This window comes from Actinomyces timonensis DSM 23838, from assembly GCF_000295095.1.
Lineage (GTDB): Bacteria > Actinomycetota > Actinomycetes > Actinomycetales > Actinomycetaceae > Actinomyces > Actinomyces timonensis.
Map to the genome: position 1 here is coordinate 859,065 of NZ_JH806633.1, position 23,257 is coordinate 882,321.

Annotated in this window: 17 protein-coding genes, 1 tRNA gene and 2 pseudogenes; 11 read left to right on the forward strand and 9 right to left on the reverse strand. The window is 70.6% G+C overall.

Annotated features, from left to right (window positions below; genetic code table 11):
* The first annotated feature begins 197 nt into the window (after window positions 1-197).
* From A1QA_RS0110015 to A1QA_RS16560, 3 genes and pseudogenes are all read left to right on the forward strand, one after another.
* Window positions 198-1,094 carry an FAD-binding protein gene (locus tag A1QA_RS0110015; protein WP_017178772.1) on the forward strand — a complete coding sequence of 299 codons (897 nt, stop codon included), beginning with the start codon at window positions 198-200 and terminating at the stop codon, window positions 1,092-1,094.
* A pseudogene (locus A1QA_RS16555) lies at window positions 1,091-1,558 on the forward strand (FAD-dependent oxidoreductase); the annotation flags it as partial. The gene A1QA_RS0110015 and the pseudogene A1QA_RS16555, both read left to right, overlap by 4 nt.
* A 144-nt stretch (window positions 1,559-1,702) precedes the next feature.
* Window positions 1,703-1,999 (forward strand): ferredoxin family protein, encoded by a 297-nt coding sequence (locus tag A1QA_RS16560; protein WP_425265736.1) that lies wholly within the window; start codon window positions 1,703-1,705, stop codon window positions 1,997-1,999.
* 64 nt (window positions 2,000-2,063) lie between these two features.
* On the opposite strand, the gene aspA is transcribed toward A1QA_RS16560, so the two are convergent.
* Window positions 2,064-3,533, reverse strand: a complete 1,470-nt coding sequence (gene aspA, locus A1QA_RS0110025; protein WP_026048852.1) for an aspartate ammonia-lyase — start codon at window positions 3,531-3,533, stop codon at window positions 2,064-2,066.
* Between the two features lie 120 nt (window positions 3,534-3,653).
* Here aspA and A1QA_RS0110030 point away from each other — a divergent pair, with 120 nt between their 5' ends.
* The 3 genes from A1QA_RS0110030 (at window position 3,654) to A1QA_RS0110040 (ending at window position 6,518) form a co-directional block, all read left to right on the forward strand.
* On the forward strand, window positions 3,654-4,865 hold the full coding sequence (locus tag A1QA_RS0110030) for a PucR family transcriptional regulator (RefSeq protein ID WP_017178775.1): 1,212 nt from the start codon (window positions 3,654-3,656) through the stop codon (window positions 4,863-4,865).
* A gap of 106 nt (window positions 4,866-4,971) precedes the next feature.
* Window positions 4,972-5,229 (forward strand): acyl carrier protein, encoded by a 258-nt coding sequence (locus A1QA_RS0110035; RefSeq protein WP_017178776.1) that lies wholly within the window; start codon window positions 4,972-4,974, stop codon window positions 5,227-5,229.
* 41 nt (window positions 5,230-5,270) lie between these two features.
* Complete coding sequence (locus A1QA_RS0110040) at window positions 5,271-6,518, forward strand: beta-ketoacyl-ACP synthase II (protein ID WP_026048853.1); 1,248 nt, start codon at window positions 5,271-5,273, stop codon at window positions 6,516-6,518.
* Between the two features lie 25 nt (window positions 6,519-6,543).
* Here A1QA_RS0110040 and A1QA_RS0110045 read toward each other — a convergent pair whose 3' ends face one another.
* The 8 genes from A1QA_RS0110045 to A1QA_RS0110080 all read right to left on the reverse strand — a co-directional run bounded on the left by A1QA_RS0110045 (window position 6,544) and on the right by A1QA_RS0110080 (window position 16,430).
* Window positions 6,544-7,044, reverse strand: a complete 501-nt coding sequence (locus A1QA_RS0110045) for a DUF3145 domain-containing protein (protein ID WP_026048854.1) — start codon at window positions 7,042-7,044, stop codon at window positions 6,544-6,546.
* Window positions 7,045-7,217: 173 nt separating this feature from the next.
* On the reverse strand, window positions 7,218-7,709 hold the full coding sequence (locus A1QA_RS0110050; protein ID WP_017178779.1) for a peptide deformylase: 492 nt from the start codon (window positions 7,707-7,709) through the stop codon (window positions 7,218-7,220).
* A gap of 31 nt (window positions 7,710-7,740) precedes the next feature.
* Window positions 7,741-9,204 (reverse strand): DUF1501 domain-containing protein, encoded by a 1,464-nt coding sequence (locus A1QA_RS0110055; RefSeq protein ID WP_017178780.1) that lies wholly within the window; start codon window positions 9,202-9,204, stop codon window positions 7,741-7,743.
* 17 nt (window positions 9,205-9,221) lie between these two features.
* Window positions 9,222-11,252: a DUF1800 family protein gene (locus A1QA_RS0110060; protein ID WP_017178781.1), complete on the reverse strand. Its 2,031-nt coding sequence runs from the start codon at window positions 11,250-11,252 to the stop codon at window positions 9,222-9,224.
* A gap of 1,012 nt (window positions 11,253-12,264) precedes the next feature.
* A tRNA-Asn gene (locus A1QA_RS0110065) sits at window positions 12,265-12,336 on the reverse strand.
* Window positions 12,337-12,427: 91 nt separating this feature from the next.
* Window positions 12,428-12,895: a hypothetical protein gene (locus A1QA_RS0110070; RefSeq protein WP_154652352.1), complete on the reverse strand. Its 468-nt coding sequence runs from the start codon at window positions 12,893-12,895 to the stop codon at window positions 12,428-12,430.
* 134 nt (window positions 12,896-13,029) lie between these two features.
* Complete coding sequence (gene dnaG / locus A1QA_RS0110075) at window positions 13,030-15,024, reverse strand: DNA primase (RefSeq protein ID WP_017178783.1); 1,995 nt, start codon at window positions 15,022-15,024, stop codon at window positions 13,030-13,032.
* A gap of 128 nt (window positions 15,025-15,152) precedes the next feature.
* Window positions 15,153-16,430 (reverse strand): deoxyguanosinetriphosphate triphosphohydrolase, encoded by a 1,278-nt coding sequence (locus tag A1QA_RS0110080; protein ID WP_017178784.1) that lies wholly within the window; start codon window positions 16,428-16,430, stop codon window positions 15,153-15,155.
* Between the two features lie 322 nt (window positions 16,431-16,752).
* Between A1QA_RS0110080 and A1QA_RS0110085 the strand changes: the two genes are divergently transcribed.
* From A1QA_RS0110085 to A1QA_RS14335, 5 genes and pseudogenes are all read left to right on the forward strand, one after another.
* A complete protein-coding gene (locus A1QA_RS0110085; protein ID WP_026048856.1) occupies window positions 16,753-17,979 on the forward strand; it encodes an alpha-amylase family protein in 1,227 nt (408 codons plus the stop codon).
* A 158-nt stretch (window positions 17,980-18,137) separates the two neighbouring features.
* Window positions 18,138-19,430 (forward strand): sugar ABC transporter substrate-binding protein, encoded by a 1,293-nt coding sequence (locus tag A1QA_RS0110090; RefSeq protein ID WP_017178786.1) that lies wholly within the window; start codon window positions 18,138-18,140, stop codon window positions 19,428-19,430.
* A 52-nt stretch (window positions 19,431-19,482) separates the two neighbouring features.
* Window positions 19,483-21,084 carry an ABC transporter permease subunit gene (locus tag A1QA_RS0110095; RefSeq protein WP_017178787.1) on the forward strand — a complete coding sequence of 534 codons (1,602 nt, stop codon included), beginning with the start codon at window positions 19,483-19,485 and terminating at the stop codon, window positions 21,082-21,084.
* Window positions 21,085-21,105: 21 nt separating this feature from the next.
* The gene (locus A1QA_RS0110100) at window positions 21,106-22,065 is read left to right on the forward strand and encodes a sugar ABC transporter permease (protein WP_017178788.1); all 960 of its coding nucleotides are present in this window, start codon (window positions 21,106-21,108) and stop codon (window positions 22,063-22,065) included.
* Window positions 22,066-22,232: 167 nt separating this feature from the next.
* A pseudogene (locus tag A1QA_RS14335) lies at window positions 22,233-23,237 on the forward strand (LacI family DNA-binding transcriptional regulator); the annotation flags it as partial.
* Window positions 23,238-23,257: the final 20 nt, after the last annotated feature.

Genomic DNA, 23,257 nt, shown 5'->3' on the forward strand with positions numbered 1-23,257 from the left:
CGTCGGAGGCGGCGCCACTGCCACCATGACGGGACCTTGGACCTTGTAACCCCGATCTCACCATGCCACGATTGTACCCATCAGTTAATTGTGGGGCGTGGGAATCACGCGAACACCACCTGACCAGGGACGCGACGTCGCGCCACCGCACCGCAAGCACGAGAGCACACGCACACGTCATACAAGGAGAGGCGCCGATGACTATCGCCGTGGCCTACAAGTGGGCAGCAAATCCGCAAGACGCCGCGGTCGTCAAGGCCCCCGGCATGAAGGACATCCTGGCAGCGGGCAAGAAGAAGGTCGACGTCGTCAGCCCCGAGGCGCCCACGGCCACCCTCGAGGTCGTCTCCCTCAGCCGCCCCGAGCCGCGCAGCCGCAAGAACAGCATCCTGCCCAACGCCGAAGAGCTCATCGACGCCGGTCCCGGGGACCTCATCCTCGCGGCGGACCGCGCTGCCGAGCGCGTCATCGCCGGCGCCGTCGCCGCCCGGCTCGACGCGCCCGTCCTCACCGGGGTCACCTCGATCAGCGACGGCGCCGTCACGCGCGCGAGGTACGGCGGGCTCACGCTCGAGACCGTCCGCTCCTCGCGGCCCATCGTCATCATCGCCCCCGGCGGCTCACCCGTCGCGGGCGAGCCGGTGGCGCCCGAGGCGGCCAGCACCGAGGAGAGCCCCTACCCCGCCTCCATCACCGCCCAGTCCGGCGCCGAGGCGGCCCAGGCGGACCTGTCGACCGCCAAGACCATCGTCGCCGGCGGGCGCGGCTTCAAGGCCAAGGAGGAGCTCGGCCTCCTCGAGGACGTCGCCGCCGCCCTGGGGGCGGAGACGGCCTGCTCACGGCCCCTGGCCGAGACCGTCGACTGGATGCCCAAGTCCCGCTGCATCGGGGTCTCCGGCCAGAAGGTCCACCCCGACCTGTACATCGCCGTGGGCATCTCCGGCCAGATGCAGCACATGGCCGGGGCGAGGGACTCGAAGACGATCGTGGTGATCAACTCCGACGCCGAGGCGCCCATCTTCGCCCAGGCCGACTACGGGGTCGTCGGCGACCTGACCACCGTGCTGCCCGCGCTCGGGAAGGCGCTCCAATGACCTCCGCCGCCGCGCAGGAGGACGACGAGGTCTTCGACGCCTTCGTCGTCGGCGGCGGCGTGGCGGGCACGGTCTGCGCCTACCAGCTGGCCTCCCAGGGGCACGAGGTGGTCCTCATCGAGCGCGGCGACGAGCCCGGGGCGAAGAACCTCTCCGGCGGCGTGTTCTACTGCCGCGTCATGGAGGAGGTCTTCCCGGGCTTCGTCGAGAAGGCCCCGGTGGAGCGGCGGATCACCCGCAACATCGTCTCCTTCCTCAACGAGGCCTCGTCCGTCGACATCGACTACTGGGACCAGCGCCTGCACGAGCCGGCCAACGCGGTCTCCGTGCTGCGCGCCCGGGTGGTCGTCTGCGCCGACGGCGTCAACTCCTTCCTGGCCCGCCAGGCGGGGGTGCGGGACAAGGAGCCCATGAAGAACCTCGCCGTCGGGGTCAAGTCCGTCATACGGCTGCCGCGCGCCACCATCGAGGACCGCTTCCGGCTCACCGAGGACGACGGCGTCGCCTACGCCATCGTGGGGGACGCCACCCAGGGCTGCGCGGGAGGTGGGTTCCTCTACACGAACACCGAGTCCGTCTCCGTCGGCGTGGTGCTCAGGCTCGACGACCTGGTCGCCAAGGGCCTGCGCAGCTCCGAGGTCCACGACCACTTCCTCGCCTTCACGACCGACGAGGAGCAGAGCCACATCCACGTCAACCAGGAGATCGCCCGGGCCACCGGCACCGGGAGGCTCCTCGTCCGGGTCTGCCCCGCGCACGTGTACAGCGAGGAGCCGGACGGGACCATCTCCGTCGAGTACGCCGCCTGCCTCGAGTGCGGCACATGCCTGGCCGTGGCCGCGCCCGGGGCGCTGACATGGCACTACCCCCGAGGGGGCTACGGGGTCTCCTTCCGCGAGGGCTGACGGGCCGGAGAGGCTGGCAGGGCCCGCTCCCCCCGGCCCGCGGGTCGCCGCGGGCCGGCCCGGCCTACTCGCCCTCGGCGACCTCGACGGGGGTGACGGAGGGGTCGGCGCCCGAGTAGTGGTGGGCGTCCCGGTACCGGGGGCGCAGGAGGTTCTCCGCGCTGAGGAGCTCGTCGAGGACGGATTCCTCCAGCAGGCCCATCTCCAGGACGACCTCGCGCACCGAGCGCCCGGAGCGCGCGCACTCGCGGCCCACGAGGTCCCCGTTGTGGTGGCCGATGACCTCATTGAGATAGGTGACGATGCCGATCGAGTCGAGCACGTTGCGCCGGCAGACCTCCTCGTTGGCCTCGATGCCCGAGACGCACAGGTCGCGCAGGACGCGCATGGCCCGGCGCAGCAGGTGGATCGACTCGAAGGCCGCCTGCCCGATGACGGGCTCCATGACGTTGAGCTGGAGCTGGCCGGCCTCGGCCGCCATGGTGACCGTGAGGTCGTTGCCGATGACCTTGAAGCAGATCTGGTTGACGACCTCGGGGATGACGGGGTTGACCTTCGCGGGCATGATCGAGGAGCCCGCCTGGCGCTCGGGCAGGCGGATCTCCGCCAGGCCCGCGCGCGGCCCGGAGGACAGCAGCCGCAGGTCGTTGCAGATCTTGGAGAGCTTGACCGCCAGGCGCTTGATCGTGGCGTGCATGGACACATATGCGCCGGTGTCGCTCGTGGCCTCCAGGAGGTTCTGGGCCCCGGAGACCGGCAGGCCGGTGACCTCCTTGAGGTGGCGCACGGCCGTCTCGGGGTAGCCGGGGGGCGTGTTGAGGCCGGTGCCGATGGCGGTGGCGCCCAGGTTGACCTCCAGCAGGAGCGCGCTGTTGTGCATGAGGCGCGTGATCTCCTCATCGAGCAGGACGGCGAAGGCCTTGAACTCCTGGCCCAGGCTCATCGGGACCGCGTCCTGGAGCTGGGTGCGCCCCATCTTGAGGACGTCGTGGAACTGGCGGGACTTGTCGAGGAAGGCGTCGATGAGGTCGCACAGGTCCGCCTCCATCCCGGCCACCGCCTGGTAGAGGCCCAGGCGGAATCCGGTGGGGTAGGCGTCGTTCGTCGACTGCGACTTGTTGATGTGGTCGTTGGGGTTGACGACGTCGTAGCGGCCCTTGGCGTAGCCCAGGTGCTCCAGGGCGAGGTTGGCGACGACCTCGTTGGTGTTCATGTTGAGGCTCGTGCCCGCCCCGCCCTGGAAGACGTCGACGGGGAACTGGTCCATGCACCGCCCCTCGACGAGGATCTCGTCGCATGCCCACAGCACAGCGTCGGCGAGCTCGGGGTCCAGCGTCCCCAGCTCGAGGTTGGCCAGGGCGGAGGCCTTCTTGACCTGGACCATGCCCCGGACCAGCTCCGGGACGTCGCCGATGGTCGTGCCCGAGATCTGGAAGTTCTCAATGGCCCGCAGCGTGTGGATGCCCCAGTAGGCGTCGAGGGGCACCTCGCGCGATCCCAGGAGATCCACCTCGGTACGAGTCGCCGGTCGCATGTCTGTCTCCTTCGCTAGGATCTCAGGGCCGACGGAGCGGGCCCCATTCCCCGCCCCATCGCGCCTCAATCGGGTGCTCTACATTATCCCCGGCACGCGCGCACTGGGTAGCATCTGACCATGGACGAGTTGAGCGAGGCGTCGGTCGCGGCCCTCCGGCGGGCGCAGAACACGATCATCGAGCACTCCCTCGACCGCATCAGCGCCGCCCACCCCTGGTACCGCACGCTTCCCGAGGCCTCGCGCAGGCAGATCGAGAAGGTCTCCCACCTGGGTGTGACCATGTTCGTCGACTCCGTCGAGGAGCCCGAGAGCGCGGCGAAGCCCTCCCAGATCTTCTCCGTCGCCCCCGCGACCCTCACCGGCACGATCACCCTGGGCCAGACCCTCGACCTCGTGCGCACCGTTCTCGACGTCGTCGTCGAGGAGGCCCCCCAGGCGGTTCCCGCCGAGGACCACGACGCCGTCCGCATCCTCGTGCTCACCTTCGGCCGCGATGTCGGCTTCGCCGCCGCGGAGGTCTACGCCCGCGCCGCCGAGGCCCGCGGCGCCTGGGACGCGCGCCTGGAGTCGGTGGCCGTCGACTCCATGCTCCACGGCACCCCCACGGAGGCGGCCACGCGCGCCGGCTCGGCGGGCTGGAGCCACCGCGGCCCCGTCGTCGCCATCGCCTCGCGAACGGCGCTCGACGCGATCGCCACCTCCCGCCTGCGCCACGCCTGCCGGGCGGAGGCCGAGGACTGCCTCGTCTCGGTGCGCGGGGACTCGGTCATCATCATCCTGGGCGGCCCCTCCCCCGAGGCGCCCAGCGGACCAGCGGGCCAGCACAGCCAGCCCAGCCGGGACAGCCGCGCCGAGCGCGGCGTCGATGAGATCGCCCTGGAGATCGCCGCCTCCCTCGACGGCCCCACCGTGGTGGGCCCCGTGGTGGCCGAGGTGGATCACGCGGGACTCTCCCTGCGCTCGGCGCTGGCGGGCCTGAGGGCACTGCCGGGCTGGGCCGAGGCCCCCAACCCCGTGCGCGCCGACGACCTCCTCCCCGAGCGCCTCCTGTCCGGCGACGAGCTCGCCCATGAGCAGATCCTCGCCCTCGTCCACGAGCCCCTCCACGCCATGGGCGACCCCTTCGAGGAGACCGTCGCCACCTACCTGGCCCTCGGCGGGAGCCTGGAGGCCACCGCGAGGGCCCTGTTCGTCCACGCGAACACCGTCCGCTACCGCCTGGGGCGGGTGAGCGAGCAGGTGGGCTGGGACGCGACGAATCCCCGCGATGGGCTCATGCTCCACATGGCGGTGCTCGTCGGCCGGCTCGCCGCGGCCTCGCGCCTCTAGCCCCCGGCCCCGCTCGGGCCCGCGGCCCGTCTCCCTCCCCCTGACCTCCCTGACAATCACACCCATCCGGCGGCGCGCGCCGCCCCGACCCACCAAGGAGTCCACCATGGCTGACACGGCCGAGGAGACCACCGACGTCCTGGACGTCATCATCGAGCTCGCCGCCGAGGAGGCCGGGGTGGCGCCCGAGTCGATCACCGCCGACTCGCGCTTCGCCGAGGACCTCGACGTCGACTCCCTCGGGCTGCTCACCATCGCCACGCAGGTCGAGGAGCGCTTCGGCGTCACCCTCGAGGACGCCCTCATCCCCACCCTTCCGACCGTGGGCGCCCTCGCCGACCTCGTCGCGGCCCGCAGGGCCTGACCCCCGTGCCCGGCGAGGAGCCCCGCCGCCGCGCCGGCCAGCTGCCTGACCAGGAGGCCGAGAGCGAGGTCGTCATCACCGGCCTGGGCGCCACCACGCCGCTCGGCGGCAACGTGGCGAGCACCTGGGAGGCGCTGCGCTCCGGCGAGTGCGCCGTCCGCCCGATCGGCCAGGAGTGGGCCGAGGAGATGGGCCTGCCGGTGCGCATCGCCGCACCCCTCGCCGTCGAGCCCGCTGACGTCCTCACCCGCAAGGAGCTGCGGCGGCTCGATAGGTCCAGCCAGCTCGCGCTCATCGCCTCACGCGAGGCCTGGGCCCAGGCCGGCTCCCCGGAGGTCGACGGCGAGAGGCTGGCTGTGTCCATCGCGCCCGGCATGGGGCCGGTGCTCTCCGTCATGGAGGCCTGGGACGCGCTGCGCGAGCGGGGCCCGCGCAGGGTGGCGCCCACTGCGGTGCCCGCCCTCATGCCCAACGCCCCGGCGGTCGCCGTCGGCATCGAGCTGGGGGCGCGGGCAGGCATCCACTCCCCCGTGGCCGCCTGCGCCTCCGGGGCCGAGGCGATCGCCCACGGCGCCGACCTCATCTCCCTGGGGCGCGCGGACATGGTCCTGGCCGGCGGGACCGACGCCGCGCTGCACCCGATGACCGTGGCCGCCTTCGCCGCCATGCGGGCACTGTCCACGCGCAATGACGATCCCGCGGGGGCCTCGCGGCCCCTGGCGGCCGACCGCGACGGCTTCGTCCTGGGCGAGGGGGCCGGCGTCGTCGTCCTGGAGTCCGCCGGGCACGCGCGAGCCCGGGGCGCCCACCCGCTCGCGCGCCTGGCAGGCTGGGCGATCACCGCCGACGCCATGGATGTCGCCCGCCCCGATCCCACGGGGACCCAGCAGGAGCGCGCCCTGCGCCAGGCCCTCGACCAGGCCGGCCTCGCCCCGGGCGAGCTCGGCCATATCAACGCCCACGCCACGTCCACGCCCGCCGGCGACATCGTCGAGGCGCGGGCCATCGCGCGGACTGTCCCCGGCGCGGCGCTCAGCGCCACGAAATCGGCCACCGGGCACCTGCTCGGAGGCGCCGGTGGCCTGGAGGCGGTCCTGGCCGCCATGGCGATCGTGGAGGAGTTCCTCCCCCCGACCCTCCTGCCCGGCGGGATCGACCCGGAGATCGCGGATCTGGGGCTCGACGTCGTCGGCCCCGATGGGCGCGAGGCGCCGGGCCTGGCGAGCGCCGCGTCGACCTCCTTCGGATTCGGCGGGCACAACGCGGCGCTCGTGCTGCGCCGGCCCTGAGCCCGCCCGCGCTCCGCGGGGCCCGTCAGCCGACCCTGTGGAGCCAGCGCACGGGGGCGCCGGAGCCTGCGTAGCGGAAGGGCTCGAGCTCGTCGTCCCAGGCCTGGCCCAGGGCCAGGTCGAGGTGGCGGCGCATGGCATCGGGCTGGGAGGCGTACTGGAGGGCGGCTCGGATGCGGTCCTCGGGGACGACGACGTTGCCGTGGACATCGGTCTGGGCGTGGAAGATCCCAAGGTCAGGGGTGTGCGACCAGCGCCCGCCATCGCAGCCGGGGCTGGCCTCCTCCGTCACCTCATAGCGCAGGTTGGCCCATCCCCGCAGGGCGGAGGCGAGGACCGCGCCCATGCCGACCCGCCCCACCCAACTGGTCTCGGCGCGCATCATGCCGGGAGCGGCAGGCTGCTCGGTCCAGTCGAGGTGGAGCTCGGTGCCCAGGGCGTTCTGCGCCGCCCAGACGATATGCGGGCACAGCGCCCGGGGGGCGGAGTGCACGAAAAGTACACCGCGGGTGTAACCACCGTTCACGATCAACAGCCTCCTGGATTGGTCGAGGGTCGTCTTCCCCAACGATCTCGCCAAGTGACTCCAGGGCGGTCATCATGATGCACGCGGCGTGCCCTTGAATCATGCCAGGATGCGGGCCGCCGCTCAAGGCGGCTCGCCCGCGGTCGCCGCAGCCGGCGCGGCCGCGGCGGGCCTCACAGCCCCTGCTCGCGCAGCTCCTTCATCGCCTTGGCGCGGTTCTTGCGATCCAGGCGGTCCAGGTAGAGGTGGCCCTCGAGGTGGTCGCACTCGTGCTGCAGGCAGCGGCCCATGAGCTCCTCCCCCTCGACGACGATCTCCTTGCCATCGAGGTCGATGCCCGTGGCGCGCGCGTACCACGCGCGCTTGGTGGGGAACCAGAGGCCCGGCACGGACAGGCAGCCCTCCTCACCATCCTGGTACTCGTCCCAGACGAGCTCGTCGAGGCGGGGGTTGAGGATGTAGCCGATCTCGCCGTCGATGTTCCAGGAGAAAGCGCGCAGGCCGACGCCGATCTGGTTCGCCGCCAGGCCCGCGCGGCCATCCTCATCCACCGTCTCGAGGAGGTCCTCCACGAGCGACTTCACTGAGTCGTCGATATCAGTGATCCACGCGCACTCCGTGCGCAGGACCGGGTCGCCGATGATGCGGATGTCGCGGTATGCCATGCGCCCATCCTCTCACGGCCGGTGGGCGCGCTCAGACGATGCCCAGCGGGGTCCCCGGGGTGAAGCCGGGGAACACCTCGGACACGGAGGCCTTGTTGCCGAGCTTGTTCGACACGATCTCGGACAGGGCCTGTCGGTAGTCCAGGGTGATCGGGACGTCGCCCAGGGAGAGGTTGGAGTCCACCAGGCTGGGGACCTTGCCCAGGACGCGCCCGCCCTTGACTCCCCCGCCCATGACGAACATCGTGTTCCCCTGGCCGTGGTCGACCCCGCCGGAGCCGTTCTCCGCGACGCGCCTGCCGAACTCGCTCATGGTGACGATCGTCGTCGTCGCCCACTTGTCCCCCAGGTCCTTGCGGAATGCCGCCAGGCCGTCGGCGAAGTCGCGGGCGCGGCGGGAGAACCAGGCCTGCTCATCGGAGGCCTGGCCCAGGCCCGAGTGCATATCCCAGTCGCCGATGTCGATGCAGGCGACCTCCATGCCCACCCCGGCCTTGGCCATGCGGGCGATCTCCGCCAGGCCCTTGCCCCAGTCGGAGTCCGGGTAGCCGGCCGAGGAGCTCTGGGGGTAGGAGGAGCGGACCTGCTGGAGGGTGCTGGCGGCGTCGAAGGCCGACTGCGCGCAGCGCTGGACCTCTCCCCCGGCGCCCCCGTACATCTCGTCCAGGGCCCGCCGGATACGGGACTTCATGTCATCGCCGCCCCAGACCTGCAGGTCGAACTCGTCGATCGAGGACACCGCCAGGGTGTCGAGGTTGTTGGTGGTCAGGGAGAAGACGGTCGAGGTCCCGATGGTCACGCCCCGGAAGGTCCCCGTGTCCGAGGACTTGGTCTGGAGGTGGCGGCCGAGCCAGCCCGAGCGGACGGAGGCCGGCGCGGCCCGCTCCACCGTGACCTGGTCGGTGAAGTGGGAGCGGGAGACATCCGGCGAGCCCGAGCCCTGGATGATGGCCATCTCCCCGGCGTCCCAGATGGGCTTGAGGGCCTTCATGTGGTTGTTGAGGCCCCAGGTGGAGTCCAGCGACATCGTCTGCTCGGCGCGCACGGCGATCGTCGAGCGGGCCGCGTAGTAGGCGGGGTCGTTGAGGGGGACGACGGCGGAGAGGCCGTCGAAGCCGCCGCGCATGAACACGCAGACGAGCAGCTCGTTGCCGCCGTCGGCCGAGGGGGCCGCGAAGGAGTAGCGGGGCATCGAGGTGGTCGTCAGCAGCGCGCCGAAGCCGGCGGCCGCGCCAGCCAGGATGTGGCGGCGCTTGACGTTCGTGGGGCCGCCGTCGACGTGGTCGACGTCGGTGAGCTCGGGCAGGTCGTACTTCTCGGTGACGTAGCCGTCCGCCTGGCACCCGGTCATGTGCTTGGTCTGACCGTCGACGTCGACCAGGAGGGCGTCCTGGGCCTCGTCGTGGTGGTGCATGGGGGTGACGATGTCCTCCCTCATGAGGGCGGCGCCCTGGGTGAAGCGGGTCTTGCGGTTCCTGGGCTTGGAGTGCGCCATGGTTGTCTCGTCTCCTCTCAGCGCAGGAAGGCGTAGGGGCTGCAGAAGCACAGGCGGACCGCGTGCTCGGCGAAGGCGATCAGGTTCTTGTCGGTGACGGTCCACGTGGCCGCGGAGCCGGAGACGGGCAGGCCGGCGAGCACCTCGGCGACGCCGGACAGCTCGGCGTCGGTCCAGGCGTAGCCGGTGAGGTGCCAGCTGATGCGCCGCGCTGTCTCCAGCGCGGGCTGGCCGGCGGAGATGGACAGCGCGGTGGGCCAGTCGGTCCCACCCGATTCCTTCTTATCGCCGTCGACGGCGTTCTGGGCGCCGTTCCACATCGCCATGGTGGTCCCGGCCGACATCCAGTACTCGGCGGTGTCCGGGTAGCCGTCCACGGTCCCGTACATCCGCGGCTCGTGGCCGGCCTCCTTGATGAGCCAGCCGTAGGAGCCCAGGTTGAAGTAATCGCCCGCGTTGACGTCGCCGTGCGCGACAGCGACCTGCGCGTGCGCGGCGCGGGCGATCGTCATGTAGAACTCCGTGGGGCGGCGCCACTTCTTGCCCACCGAGGCGGCGAAGTCGGGGTGGGTGAGGGCGGCCTTGACGGCCGCGGCGATGGATGTGTCGTTGTCCAGGTAGGCCTTGGCGATCGCCTCGACGGCGGCGTCGGAGGGCTCGTCGGCGATGTAGCGGCGGCCGATCCTCTTGGCCAGCCTGAGGGCGGTGGGCCTGAGGTGGCACAGGTGCTCGACGTAGCGCTTGAGCATGTCCTGGCCGGATGAGGCATCAGCGTTGGCGTCGGAGAAGCCCAGGACGTCGACGCTGCCGACGGCGTGGTCCTCCGGCCGGTAGACGTAGCCCATGGTGGACCAGTCGTTGCCATTGCCCGTCAGGATGCGGGTGGAGACCTTGACGTCATCCTCCGAGTAGGAGTCGCGCCCCACGGTGTAGAGCTCCAGGAGCTCGCGCCCCAGGTTCTCGTTGGGGTTGTCCTTGGTGGAGGCGGTGTTGTCCAGCTCGCGCAGGAGGGCGGCGCTGGTCACCGCGGCGTAGAGGAAGTCCGCGTAGCGGCCGAGGGCGTGCTTGCGCAGGAGGACGTCGAACTCCGTGATGAAGGGCTCGCCCTTGCCGTGGATCGGGACGTAGACGTGGTCGGCCATGAGTTCGACGACGGACTCGGCCAGGACCCTGTTGCCGAAGCGCATGCGGGTGAGGGCCGCGTTGATGACCGAGGGCGAGGCCTTGGCGGAGTGGTCGCCGGTAACCTGCTTGATCTCAAGGGCGGAGAGCTGCGACCAGCCGTAATGGCGGGACACCAGGCTCTCGGCGTAGGTGTCGTCGATGCTCTCGGGGGCGAGCTGCTTATCGATCCAGGCCGTGGCGCCCATCGACTCGATATCGGCGGCGATCTCGGCTGTGGCCGCGATGGAGGCGCGCCTGGCCAGGTGCCATGCCGAGGAGGTGCGCAGCTGGAGCCCGGGGGCGAGCTCGGAGGCGGCCTCCAGGTCCGCTGTTCCCGGGGCCTTGCGGTAGACGTCCAGGGCGTCGGTTGTAGCAGTTTCCGGGGCGCTCCCGCTGCCCGAGGAGGCGGGGGCCTCACCGCTGTTGGCGCCGCTCGCGGCGCCTTGGCCCGAGCCGCCAGCGCCTCCCTGATCAGCGGCGGCCTGACCGGCGTCGCCGGAGGTGCCCGAGCCGTCGGCTTGCGCGCCATTCGCGCCGTTGGCCCCACCGGCGCCGTCCGCGCCGTTGGCGCCACTCGCACCGCCGCCCACGGCCGACGGGTCTGGGCTGGTGTCGCCGGCGTCGCCCTCGTTGCCCCCGGCCACGGTCCGCTTGAGGGAGTCCGGCAGGGACAGGGGGCCGCCCTCTCCCGGAGCGGGCCCGCCCGTGGGCGTTGAGGAGGTCTCTCCCCCCGTGCCGCTGTCCCACAGCCATGCGCCGAGCCCACCGGCGGCGCCAACAGCCGCCGTGCTCAGCGCTGCGAGCGCGGCGCGCCGCGATCCGAGAAGACTGGCAGTGCTGCCTCCCGCGTGGCGGGGGCCGACAGGAGCGAGGCCATCGCTCATTGGATTCTCGCCCGGGCTTTCGGCTCGTGGCACGAGTTTCCTCCTGTGTTGTCGTGGGCAGGTGCGCGGTGGAGACCCTCTTCCCTCTCCACCGTGCGAGCACCGCTGGGTCGTGCTCCCCATGCTAGACCACCCCCACTAGGCCTTTGATCAGGGAGTTTTCAGGTTCCATGAACCAAACCACCAGGTAGGACGTGGTGTCGCGCACGCCCTGGCGCCCTCACCTGCGCTCCTGCGCTCCGGCGAACCTGGGAGCCCGTCCGCGCAGCGGGGGATCACTCACAGTGATGTGAACCGCGCGTCCTTCGCTCTCATGGTCTGGCCTGGCCTCATAAGATTCTCTGTTGGCCGCGCCACTGCTGGCCGGGGTCGATGGCCCGGTCGGCAGCCTCGACGGGTGCGCGGAGCACCGGCGGCTGCGCTGAGCACTGCTGGTTGCGCGGAGCACCTTCGGCTGCGTCCCCACCGCACCCCACGGCGCTGGAGGCGACCACCGGTGCAGGAGGCACCCCGCGGCGGACTCCAGGCGCTGGCCGACGACGCAGCGTCGCCAGCGACGCCCACGCCGCGCTCCGTCCGGACTGTCTGTACGCGGGTTCGGGCGACACGACGCGGGTTCGGGGATCATGCCGGGGGTTCGGGGCACAGGACGGGGTCGCTACCCCCGTCCAGTGGGGGAAGACCCCGTCCAGAGGGGCGAACCCCCGTCCAGAGGACCACGACGGCCACCTATCGGAGGAGGCCTCTCCTGTCTCCTGGGCTCACTCATGGGCTCACACGGGTGACACCCCGCCCCCGCACTCGCGGACGCGGGGCGGGGTTGCGGACGTGCGCCAGGGTTGCGGACGTTCCCCCGGGGCGCGTCGGCAACCCCGGGGCACGTCCACACCCCTCAGGCACGTCCACAACGAGACGAGTCCCTCGCGCAGGTTCGGCGACCTATCGGAGCCTCGGCCGCCGGCGGATGAGGAACGAGAAGAGCCCCGACCCATCCGGGCCGGGGCTCCATCTGCTCCCGCGGCTGGACTCGAACCAGCAACCGTCCGATTAACAGTCGGATGCTCTGCCATTGAGCTACGCGGGAAAGGCGCTGAGCGCGGATAGAACTCTAGCAACCTCCGGCCGGGGCGTCGAATCGCGCCACGCCCGGAATCGCGCGCCAAAACGAGGAAAAGTCAGCGTGTGTCCAGACCCACACTGTCCCGGGCCGAGCGCAGGAGGGCCTCGACCTCGGCGCGGTCCTCCTCGGTGGCGGCGCTCCCCGGTTCCGGGGAGGCGACGGCGTAGAGGGCCCCGCCCGCGTCCCGCCGGATGGCGATCCTCGCCTGGGCGCCGCTGGGAAGGGCCCTGCTGACGAGGTGGACGAGCGAGGCCTCCACGCGCTGGCGCAGCGCCCGCGCGAAAGCATCGACGGCGACGGGACGCGCGCCGCCATCCTGCTCGATCTGCTCTGGGACCACGAGGGTCAGGCCCTGCTCGGGGCCGCCGGAGAAAGCGAGGGTGAAGGCGCGGCCCTCCGCGTCCCAGGAGCCCTTGTCGACGCGGTCCCAGGGGTGGTCGGCCGTCAAAGCGCTGGCCGAGACGATGCGCAGCCCATCCGCCATGGCGACGGCCCAGGACTCCCCCGCCTCATCGATCGGCACAGCCCCCAGCACCTTGCCCACGGGAAGATGGGTCCGGCACGGCGCGGGCAGGCTGGCGAGCCCGGGGCGCCCACGGCGCCAGCGCCGCCCCTCCGCCACATCGCGCCCACGGGACCGGGGCCAGCGCGCCGGGCTCATGCGCGCTGCCCGATCCGCAGGCGGCGGCGCTCCAGCCCCGTGATCTCCTCGAAGAGCTCCCGGTAGCCCTCGTCCTCCGGGCTCATGCGCCGGTGGCGGGCCCGCAGCTCGGCCAAGCGACGGTTGACGTCGAGGCGCACCTGGGCTGCGAGGACGCCCTCGGCGTAGCGGCGCACGGAGTCGGCGTCGGGCTCGGCGTCCTTGCCGCGCGGCGCCGGGAGGGGCAGCGCGGCGACGACGAGCTCGGTGATGGCCGAGTCGACCGAGGGGATGGCCCCGCCGCGCACGAGATCGATCCAGTGGCGGATAGCCCGGGACTGGGCCTCGCGCGCCTCCATGCCTGCCGCGCTGGCCCGCTCGACGAGGCCGGGCACCGCGCTGCTCCCGCCGGCGGCCTGCACAGCCTCGAAGACGGCGCGGTGGATGGGCAGGGTGAAGGAGGACGGGGCGATGTCATCCGCGCCAGCCCGCTCGGCGACGAGCGGCATCTGCAGGATGACCTCCAGCGCCTGGCGCTCCAGGGCGACAACGGGGTCGTCCGCCGGGGGCAGCCCCGGGCGAGCCGCGGAGGCCGGCTCCCCGGCGTCGTCCGGGGGCGGCTCCTGGAGGTGGCGGGCGCGGCCCTCGTAAGCACGCACCGCGGCGCGCGCCTCGTCATTGGGCATGCCGACCCAGCCTGCCAAGCGCCGCGTGTACTCGCGGCGCAGCGCCCGGTCGCGGATCCCGGCGACCACTGGCGCGGCGGCCCGCAGCCCGGCGACGCGCCCCTCGGCGGTGTCCAGGTTGACGCTGCCCAGACAGGTACGGATGACGAACTCGAACAGGGGGATGCGCCGGGCCAGCAGGCTCGGGATCGCCTCATCGCCCTCAGCCATGCGCAGATCGCAGGGGTCGTAGCCGTGGGGGTCGACGGCCACGAAGGTCTGGGCCGCGAAGTGCTGGTCCTCAGCGTAGGCGCGCATCGCGGCCTTCTGGCCGGCCGCGTCCCCGTCGAAGGTGAAGACGACCTCCCCGCCGCGCGCGCGGTTGCCGGAGATGACGCCCGCCGAGGGGTCGGCGATGTCTCCCAGGAGGCGGCGCACGATCCGCACGTGCTCGCTGCCGAAGGCGGTGCCGCAGGTGGCCACGGCCGTGGGAACGCCGGACAGGTGGGCGGCCATGACGTCCGTGTACCCCTCGACGACGACGATCGAGTGCTCGCGGGCGATGTCCCGCTTGGCCAGGTCGAGGCCGTAGAGGACCTGGGCCTTGTGGTAGATCGGCGTCTCCGGGGTGTTGAGGTACTTGGGGCCGGAGTCCTCATCGGACAGGCGGCGGGCGCCGAAGCCGAGCGTGGCGCCGGTGACGTCGCGGATGGGCCAGATGAGGCGGTCGCGGAAGCGGTCGTAGACACGGCGGCCGTCCTGGCCGCCCTGGGAGCACAGACCGGAGGAGACGAGCTCGGCCTCGGTGTACCCGGCGTCGCGCAGGCGGCGGGCGAGGTTGTCCCACCCGGCGGGGGCGTAGCCGACGCCGAAGCGCTCGGCGGCGAGGCGGTCGAAGCCCCGCGAGGTCAGGAAGTCCCTCCCATGCTGGGCGGCGGGGGTGGCGAGCTGCTCGATGAACCAGGCCTCGGCGAGGCGGTTGGCGTCCAGGAGGCGCTGGCGGGTGCCGGGCTCGACGCCGCGGTGGACCTGCCCGCCACCGTCCTCGTAGCGCAGTTGGACGCCGACCCTGCCCGCGAGGTACTCGACGGCCTCGGCGAACGGCAGGTGGTTGATCCTCTGGACGAAGGAGATGACGTCCCCGCCCTCGCCGCAGCCGAAGCAGTGGTACATGCCCACCTGCGGGCGGACGTGGAAGGAGGGGGTGCGCTCATCGTGGAAGGGGCACAGGCCCTTGAGCGAGCCGACGCCGGCGGGCTTGAGGGTGACGTGCTCGGCGACGACCTCGTCGATCCGGGCGCGCTCGCGCACCGCGTCGATGTCCTCGCGCTTGATCAGTCCCGCCATGGCGCCATCCTACGGCCGGGCTGTGACAGGAATGGCCAGCGCTTGACCAGGCCGCTGGGAGGGCGGGAGGAGGGGCGCGCGACCGGCCGCCGCTCCCGTGCCGCCCGCGCGCTCACAGCCCCTGGCGCTCACAGCCCGTCGGGGATCTCGGAGAGCATCCCGCAGATGCGGGCGTGCCAGGCGCGGGCGGAGGTGTCGGTCAGGGAGGCGATCTGGTCGACGACCGCCCGGGTGCGCCCGGCGTCGTCGTCCGCCTCGCGCCAGAGCTCGGCGAAGATCGGGTCCAGATGGGTATCCCCCGACTCCAGGAGGGCGTCGGCGAGGTCGAAGATCTCGGTGCGCTGGATGAGGTAGACGCGCTCGTGCTCCCTGGGGGCCATGACGTAGCGGACGGCGGCCCCCTTGAGAACGAGGATCTCTGCCGCGGTGTCCGCCGGGATGACGAGGTCGGCGGCGTGGCGGGTCAGGGGGCCATCGCCGGCAACCCGCCTGGTCGCGGTGGCCACGGCGCCGACGAAGCGCCCGATGAGCTGGCTGGTGAGGTTCTTCAGGGCCGCGGCGTCGGCGATGCCGTGGTCGTAGGACTCGATCCAATAGGGGGTGCTGGCCAGGCGCTCCCATGCGGCGCCGAGCTCGTCGGCGCTGAAGACGGGGCCGTACCATGCCCGCGTTGCCCCGATGATCCCGTCGATCTCACCGGGACGGTCCAGGGCGCCCGGGTCCATGCGCCCCAGTGCCACGGCGTCCTCGACGTCGTGGACGGAGTAGCCGATGTCGTCCGAGAGGTCCATGATCTGGGCCTCGATGCAGCGCCGCCCGGCGGGCGCCCCGGTGCGCATCCACTCGAAGACCTCCCGGTCGGGGGCGTAGACCGAGTACTTCCGGGAGCTCTTCCCCTCCGGCCCCCCGGGCCCCTCCCCCTTGGCCCAGGGGTACTTGGCGACGGCGTCGAGACTGGCGCGGGTGAGGTTGACCCCCAGGCTGCGCCCGGAGGCATCGATGGTCTTGGGCTCCAGGCGGGTCAGGATGCGGAAGGTCTGGGCGTTGCCCTCGAACCCTCCGATGGAGCGGGCGATCTCGTCGAGGGCCTTCTCCCCGTTGTGGCCGTACGGGGGGTGGCCCAGATCGTGCGAGAGGCAGGCGGCGTCGACGACGTCGGGATCGCAGCCGAGCTCCTTGCCGAGCGCCCGGCCCACCTGCGCGACCTCGAGGGAGTGGGTGAGGCGGGTGCGCACGAAGTCATCGGAGGCGGGGCCGAGCACCTGCGTCTTGGCCCCCAGGCGGCGCAGGGCGGAGGAGTGCAGTACGCGGGCGCGGTCCCTCTCGAAGGGTGTGCGCTGGGGGTTCTTGGCCCGCTCGGGCGAGAAGCGCTCGGCGTCGGCCTGGCTGTATCCCTCCGGGCCCACGGGCTCGATGGCGCCTGTATCACTGGCATCGCTGTGGTGTGGCGGGGTCACGCGCCCAAGGTAGCGCACCCTCGGCGCCGGGGGCGCGGGGCGCGGCGGGAAGGGCAGGATGACGACGGAGCTCTGGAGTGGCGGAGGCCCTGCTCCCGGCAGGTGAGGGATCAGGAAGGAATGCGCTCCTGAGACGGCCTGCGCGGAGCGCGTGGCATTGGTATGGTCAGGGGCACCCGAGCCGCCCCCGATCCCCGACGGGTCCTCTTTATCCTTGGCGCGCTGCCGGGTCGACGCCGCGCTCGCGCTCGGCGGAAGGGAGCCGGCTGTCATGACGACGACAACCCTGGTCCATCGTCCTTCGAGCGGCGATTGCGACTGGTGGAGGGGCGCTCAGATCTATGAGATCAACGCCCCGGTGATCGGCGAGGTCGATCACGGCAGGGCGCTGGGCCTGATCGACCATGTCCAGTCCCTCGGCTTCGACGGCATCCTCGTGCGCCCCAGCCTCTTCGGCCAGGCCGACCCCGGACTGGCCGACCTCCGCCGTTTCTCCGAGGCCGCCCACAGTCTCGGCCTGCGGGTGATCGCGCGTCTCACGGGGGCCATGGGGCCGGTGACCGGACTGCACGCGCACGACGACAACCCCCTGACAACCGGTCAGGAGGCCCTGGGCCCCGGGCTCCTGGAGCGCGCGGAGGGCTTCGTCGACGCCGGCGTCGACGGGATCGACCTGGGAGCGATCATCCCGCCGGAGGCGAGCCAGACCACCGATCTCGACCTACTGAGTCGGACCTGCGCGGAGCTGCTCATGCTTGTCAGCTCGGCCACCCCCGATGGCATCCTCGGCGCCGACGTCACCGCTGAGTACGGGGACAGCCTGCACCACCACCTGCAGAGGGACTGGTTCCACCACCTGCGCAATGACAGGCTCTTCCTGACCCGGTGGAACGCCGACTCGATCGCCCGGCACCTGACCGCCTCCCTGGAGGAGTACGAGCGCTTCGGCGCCCCGCCCGCCTGGCGAGTCATGCCCCCGTACCGCTACCGCCCCGAGCTCGAGCCGAGCGATGATCGGCGCTGGTTCGTCACGGACCGCGCCACGCGCCTGCGCCGCGGGACCGCGCTTCAGACGCTCATGCTGGCCCTCCCGGGCGCGATCTACCTCCGCCAGGGGGACGAGGTCGGGATCCTCGACGAGGATAAGGACGAGAGCCCCCTGGCGCTCGTGGAGGAGGTCAACCGTCTCGCGGGCGAGCAGGGCAGCCTGTTCGGCTCCCCGGTGGCGACGGTCCGCCACGCCTCCCACCTGCGGCGAGAGCGGAAGCTCCCCTGCGCCCCCATGGCCTTCGTCTCCGGGATGGACTGGTGCCCCGATGAGGCCCTGACGATCCTGGTGCGGGACGTTCTTGTCCTGGCCAACACCACCGACGCCCCGATCAGCCTCCCGGAGCACACGGAGGTGCTCCTTGCCTCACATGAGCTCGCCCATGCCGATGGGCACCTCATCGTGCCGCCCACCACCACGGTGTGGTGCGTGGCCGACACCGTCGCCTGAGCGGAGCGCGACTCCCACCACCGCGCACCGCCCCGACTTGAGGAAACCTGCAAACCTCCCGCGTCCACGATCAATGTCATTGCGCCTGACTTGCACCTTCGTTACATTTTTGCGCAAGGGGTTTCATCGCCCTTCACAGATTCGAAGGAGAATCACAGGTGCCGATCAATCGCAGGTCGTTCCTTCATGTAACGGCTATCACCGCATCGCTGTCCGCCGCCGCCGCGTGCAGCAGTTCCTCCCCATCCCCCTCGAGCAGCTCGGGCGCCCCGGCGGCGGACGCCACCGTCGATCCCGCGGCTCCCGCCGCGGGCGGGGCCAAGGCTGATCTCGTCATCTGGGCGGATCAGAAGAAGGCCGAGTCCATTCGGGACAAGGCCGCCGCCTGGGGCCAGGCCCAGGGCATCACCGTCGCCGTGCAGATCGTGGCCAACGACCTCCAGCCCAATTTCGTCACCGCGAACCAGGCCGGCAACGGCCCTGACATCGTCATCGGAGCGCATGACTGGATCGGCAACCTCATCCAGAACGGCTCGATCGTCCCGGTCAGCATCAGCGCGAAGGCCAAGGAGAACTTCTCCGACGTCGCTCTGGCCGCGGTCACCTACGACAGCCAGACCTACGCGGTGCCCTATGCCGTTGAATGCGTCGCGCTGTACATCAACAAGGCGCTGACCTCCCACACGGCGCCCCAATCCATCGAGGAGATCGTCGAGGCCGGCAAGGCCGCCGGGACCAAGGCGGTCCTGGCCATCCAGGTCGGCGAGGCCGGCGACGCCTACCACCTGGAGCCGATCTTCACCGCCGGAGGCGGCTACATGTTCGGCAAGAACGCCGACGGCTCCTACAACGCCGACGACCTCGGGGTGGGTGGCGAGGGCTCGATCAAGGCGGCGGAGAAGATCGCCTGGATGGGCCAGCAGGGCGCGCTCACCACCTCGATCGACAAGAACAACGCCATCTCGACCTTCACCGATGGCAACGCCCCCTATCTCCTCACCGGCCCCTGGGCACTGGCGGATGTCAAGAAGGCGGGCATGGACTACGCCGTCGTCAAAGTGCCCGGGTTCGAGAGCATCCCGGGATCGCAGGCGCGACCCTTCGCCGGTGTCAACTGCTTCTACGTCGCCTCCAACGGCGCGAACAAGGGCTTCGCCGAGTCATTCGTCATCGACGTCGCCAAGGACTCCTCCTTCGCCGAGGCGATGATGGCCTCCAACGAGCTGCCCCCGGCTCAGAAGGACCTCATCGAGAAGCTCAAGTCCACCAGCCCGGAGATGGCCGCGTTCAACGACTTCGCGGCCTCAGCCGATCCACTCCCCTCGATCCCCGCGATGGCCGCGGTCTGGGGCCCCTTGGGCAAGGCGCAGGCCAACATCATCAACGGCGCCGACCCCACGTCGACGATGACCAGCGCTGGCGAGGAGATCAAGAGGTCCATCCAGGGCTGACGCCCGCCTCCCTCCCAGCCCCTTTGCCGTCAGAACCCGAAAGGCCTCGACAATGCCGTCAACCCCCAAGCCCGCCACACCCCGGGAGAGAACAACAACCCTGACCGGACTCATCGGTCGCATCACCGCCCTGGCGCTCATCGCCGCCGCCGCCGTCTACCTCATCCCCCTGCTCATCACCTTCAAGATGTGGCTGTGGCTGGCCATCGTCGTCGTGAGCGTGCTGGCGGCGTTCCTGCTCTACTCCACCAAGCGCTTCATCCCGGGCAAGTACCTCTTCCCCGGCACCTTCTTCCTCGTGATCTTCCTCATCGTGCCGATCATCCTGACGATCCAGACGTCCTTCACGAACTTCGGCGATGGATTCCGCGGCACGAAGGAGGAGGCGATCAGCACGATCACCAACAACTCCATCCAGCAGACCAAGGACTCCCCGCTCTACAACCTGTCCGTCGGGACGAAGGAGAGCGCCGCGGAGGGCCCCTTCACCCTGTTCCTCGTCGACCCGGCCACCGGGAAGGCGCTGCGCGGCGCCGACGGCGAGACCGTGTCGGAGGCCGGCTCGGATGTCACCGTCGAGGACGGCTTCGTCACCAAGGCCGACGGCTACACGATCCTGAGCGCGCAGCAGGTCAACGATGCCTACAAGAAGATCGAGGCCCTCAACGTGACGGCGAGCGGTGACACGGTCATCAAGCCCCAGGGCGTGCGCGCCGCCTTCGAGGGCACCCGCTCCATGGTCTACGACAAGGCCTCCGACACGATCACCGCCACCGTTCCCGATCCGAACACCGGCGCCCCGACGAGCGTGGTCTACTCGGTGCAGAAGGTCGGCAAGTCCGACTACTTCGTCGCGGACGACGGCACCAAGCTCGCCCAGTCCTGGAAGCAGAACGTGGGACTGGAGAACTACAAGCGCCTGTTCACGGACGGCTCTATCGGCAAGCAGTTCTTCAAGGCCTTCCTGTGGACGGTGGTGTTCGCCTTCGGCTCGGTGCTGCTGAGCTTCCTCGTCGGCTTCTTCCTGGCCCTCACCCTCAACGACGACCGCGTGCGGGGCAAGAAGCTCTACCGCTCCTTCCTCCTGCTCCCCTACGCCGTGCCCGGTTTCATCTCGCTGCTGGTGTGGTCGAACTTCTACAACAAGGACTTCGGCCTCATCAACCAGACCCTGCATCTGTCCATCCCGTGGCTCTCCGATCCCACGATGGCCAAGATCGCCATCCTGCTGACCAACACCTGGATGGGCTTCCCCTACATGTTCATCGTGTGCACCGGGGCGCTCCAGTCCATCGCCGGCGACGTCAAGGAGGCCGCGAAGATGGATGGCGCCAACGGATGGCAGACCACCACGCGCGTGACCGCGCCGCTCCTGCTGGTCGCCGTCGCCCCGCTGCTCGTGAGCTCCTTCGCCTTCAACTTCAACAACTTCAACGCCATCCAGCTGCTCACCGGTGGCGGCCCCTTCGGAGCCGATGAGTACACACGCGGCGGCACGGACATCCTCATCTCCATGATCTACCGCATCGCCTTCGGCGGCTCTGGCGCCGACTACGGATTCGCCTCCGCGGTCTCCGTCATCCTGTTCATCATCACAGGACTGCTCGCGGCCATCCAGTTCCGCGCCACCAAGGCGCTCGAAGACATCAACTGAGCGCGGAAGGACACGATCACCATGACTCAGAACCCCCACGGTGCCAAGGCGCTCGACGCCGATCAGATCGCCGCGCAGGTGGCCTTCCCCGACGATGAGCCGCCTGCCGCGCCCATTGAGAACAAGATGTCCTTCGGGCGCTGGTTCGCCGAGATCGGATGGCGGCACGTCGTCGGCATCCTCGCCCTCATCTTCGCCGTCTTCCCGGTGCTGTACGTCATCTCGGCCTCATTCAATCCCCTGGGCACGGTCTCCTCGACCAAGCTCATCCCCACCGAGATCAGCCTGACCAACTACTCGCGCCTGCTCAGCAATGAGAAGGGCCCCTTCCTGCGCTGGTACGCCAACACGATCATCGTGTGCGCCGTCGTGGCCGCCTTCCAGATCTTCTTCTCGGTGCTGGCCGCCTACGCCTTCTCCCGCTTCCGCTTCAGGGGCCGCCGCGGCGGCCTCCTCGCCCTCCTCCTCATCATGATGTTCCCGGCGATCCTCGCCATGATCGCCATCTACAACATGATCAGCGATATCGGCGGGGTCGTCCCGGCCATCGGGCTCAACACCCTCACCGGCTACTCGCTGGCCCTCATGGGCGGGGCGCTCGGCCAGGTCTGGCTCATCAAGGGAACCTTCGACACGATCCCCCGGGAGCTCGACGAGGCGGCCCTCCTCGACGGCTGCACGCACTGGCAGGTCTTCCGGATCATCCTGCTGCCCACTCTCAAGCCGATCCTGGCCACCACCTTCCTGCTGGCCTTCGTGGGGATCATCTCCGACTTCCTCCTCGGAACGATCTTCCTGACCGATGATTCCAAGAAGACGCTGGCGGTGGGCCTGTACGGCTTGCTCTCCGGAGACCGCTCCAACAACCTCGGCATGTTCGCCGCCGGCGCGGTGCTGACAATGCTGCCCGTGGTCGCGCTCTTCCAGTACTTGCAGAAGTACATCGTCGGCGGTGCCACCGCCGGCGCGGTCAAGGGCTGAGCCCCGACACCCCCTGACTGCTCGTGGCCCCGCCCGCCGGGGCCACGAGGAGCCGTCATCGTCGCGGGCGCGTGGGATTGTGGGCATCCCGGGTCCAACGGGACGTAGAGTCATCCTAGAAACCGAGCATCGGCTCTGGCCGATCATCCATCCTCGAAGGGGGACCAGTGGCGCAGCGCATCACCCTGACGGACATCGCCGAGCAGGCCGGTGTCTCGACGGCGACCGTCTCCCGCGTGCTCAATGGCAAGTCGAACGTGGCCGACGAGACCCGGCGCCAGGTGCTGGCGGCCCTCGACGTCCTGGGCTACGAGCGCCCCGAGTCCGTCGACAACCGCTCCCGCGGCCTGGTGGGCCTCATCGTCCCCGAGCTGAGCAATCCGATCTTCCCGCTCTTCGCCCAGGAGATCGAGCAGCTGCTCACACCCAGTGGGCACACGCCGGTGCTGTGCACCCAGACCCCCGGCGGGGTGAGCGAGGACGAGTACATCGAGATGCTCGTCGAGCGGGGCGTGTCCGGCATCGTCTTCGTCTCCGGGCGGCACGCGGACACGACCGGCAATGTCACCCGCTACCTGAAGCTGCGCTCCCGGGGCGTCCCCCTGGTGACGATCAACGGCAACGCCCCCATGATCAAGGCGCCAGGATTCACCACCGATGATCGGGCCGCGGCTCGAATGGCCGTCGAGCACCTGGCCAACCTCGGGCACCGCCGGATCGGCTTCGCCACCGGCCCCACCCGCATGGTCCCGGCCGTGCGCAAGCGGGCGGGCTACGAGGACGCCATGAGGGCCTGCTGCCCGGGCGAGGACCTGCGGATCGTGGAGAGCCTCTACACCTACGAGGGCGGGGCGACGGCGGGCGCCGCCCTGGCCGAGCAGGGATGCACCGGGATCATCTGCGGGTCGGACCTCATGGCGCTGGGCGCCATCAAGGGCATCCAGTCCACCGGCCGCGCGGTCCCCACCGATATCTCCGTCATCGGCTACGACGACTCCCCCCTCCTGGCGATGACGCACCCGCCGCTGACGACGGTCCGCCAGCCCGTGGAGGCGATCTGCCGCGCGGCCATCTCCACGCTGCTCGCGGCGATCAACGGCGAGAAGCCCGTGGATGCGGAGATGACCTTCATCCCCGACCTCATCGTGCGGGGCTCGACCGCCATGGCGCCGGGTATCGCCGCCCTGCGCGG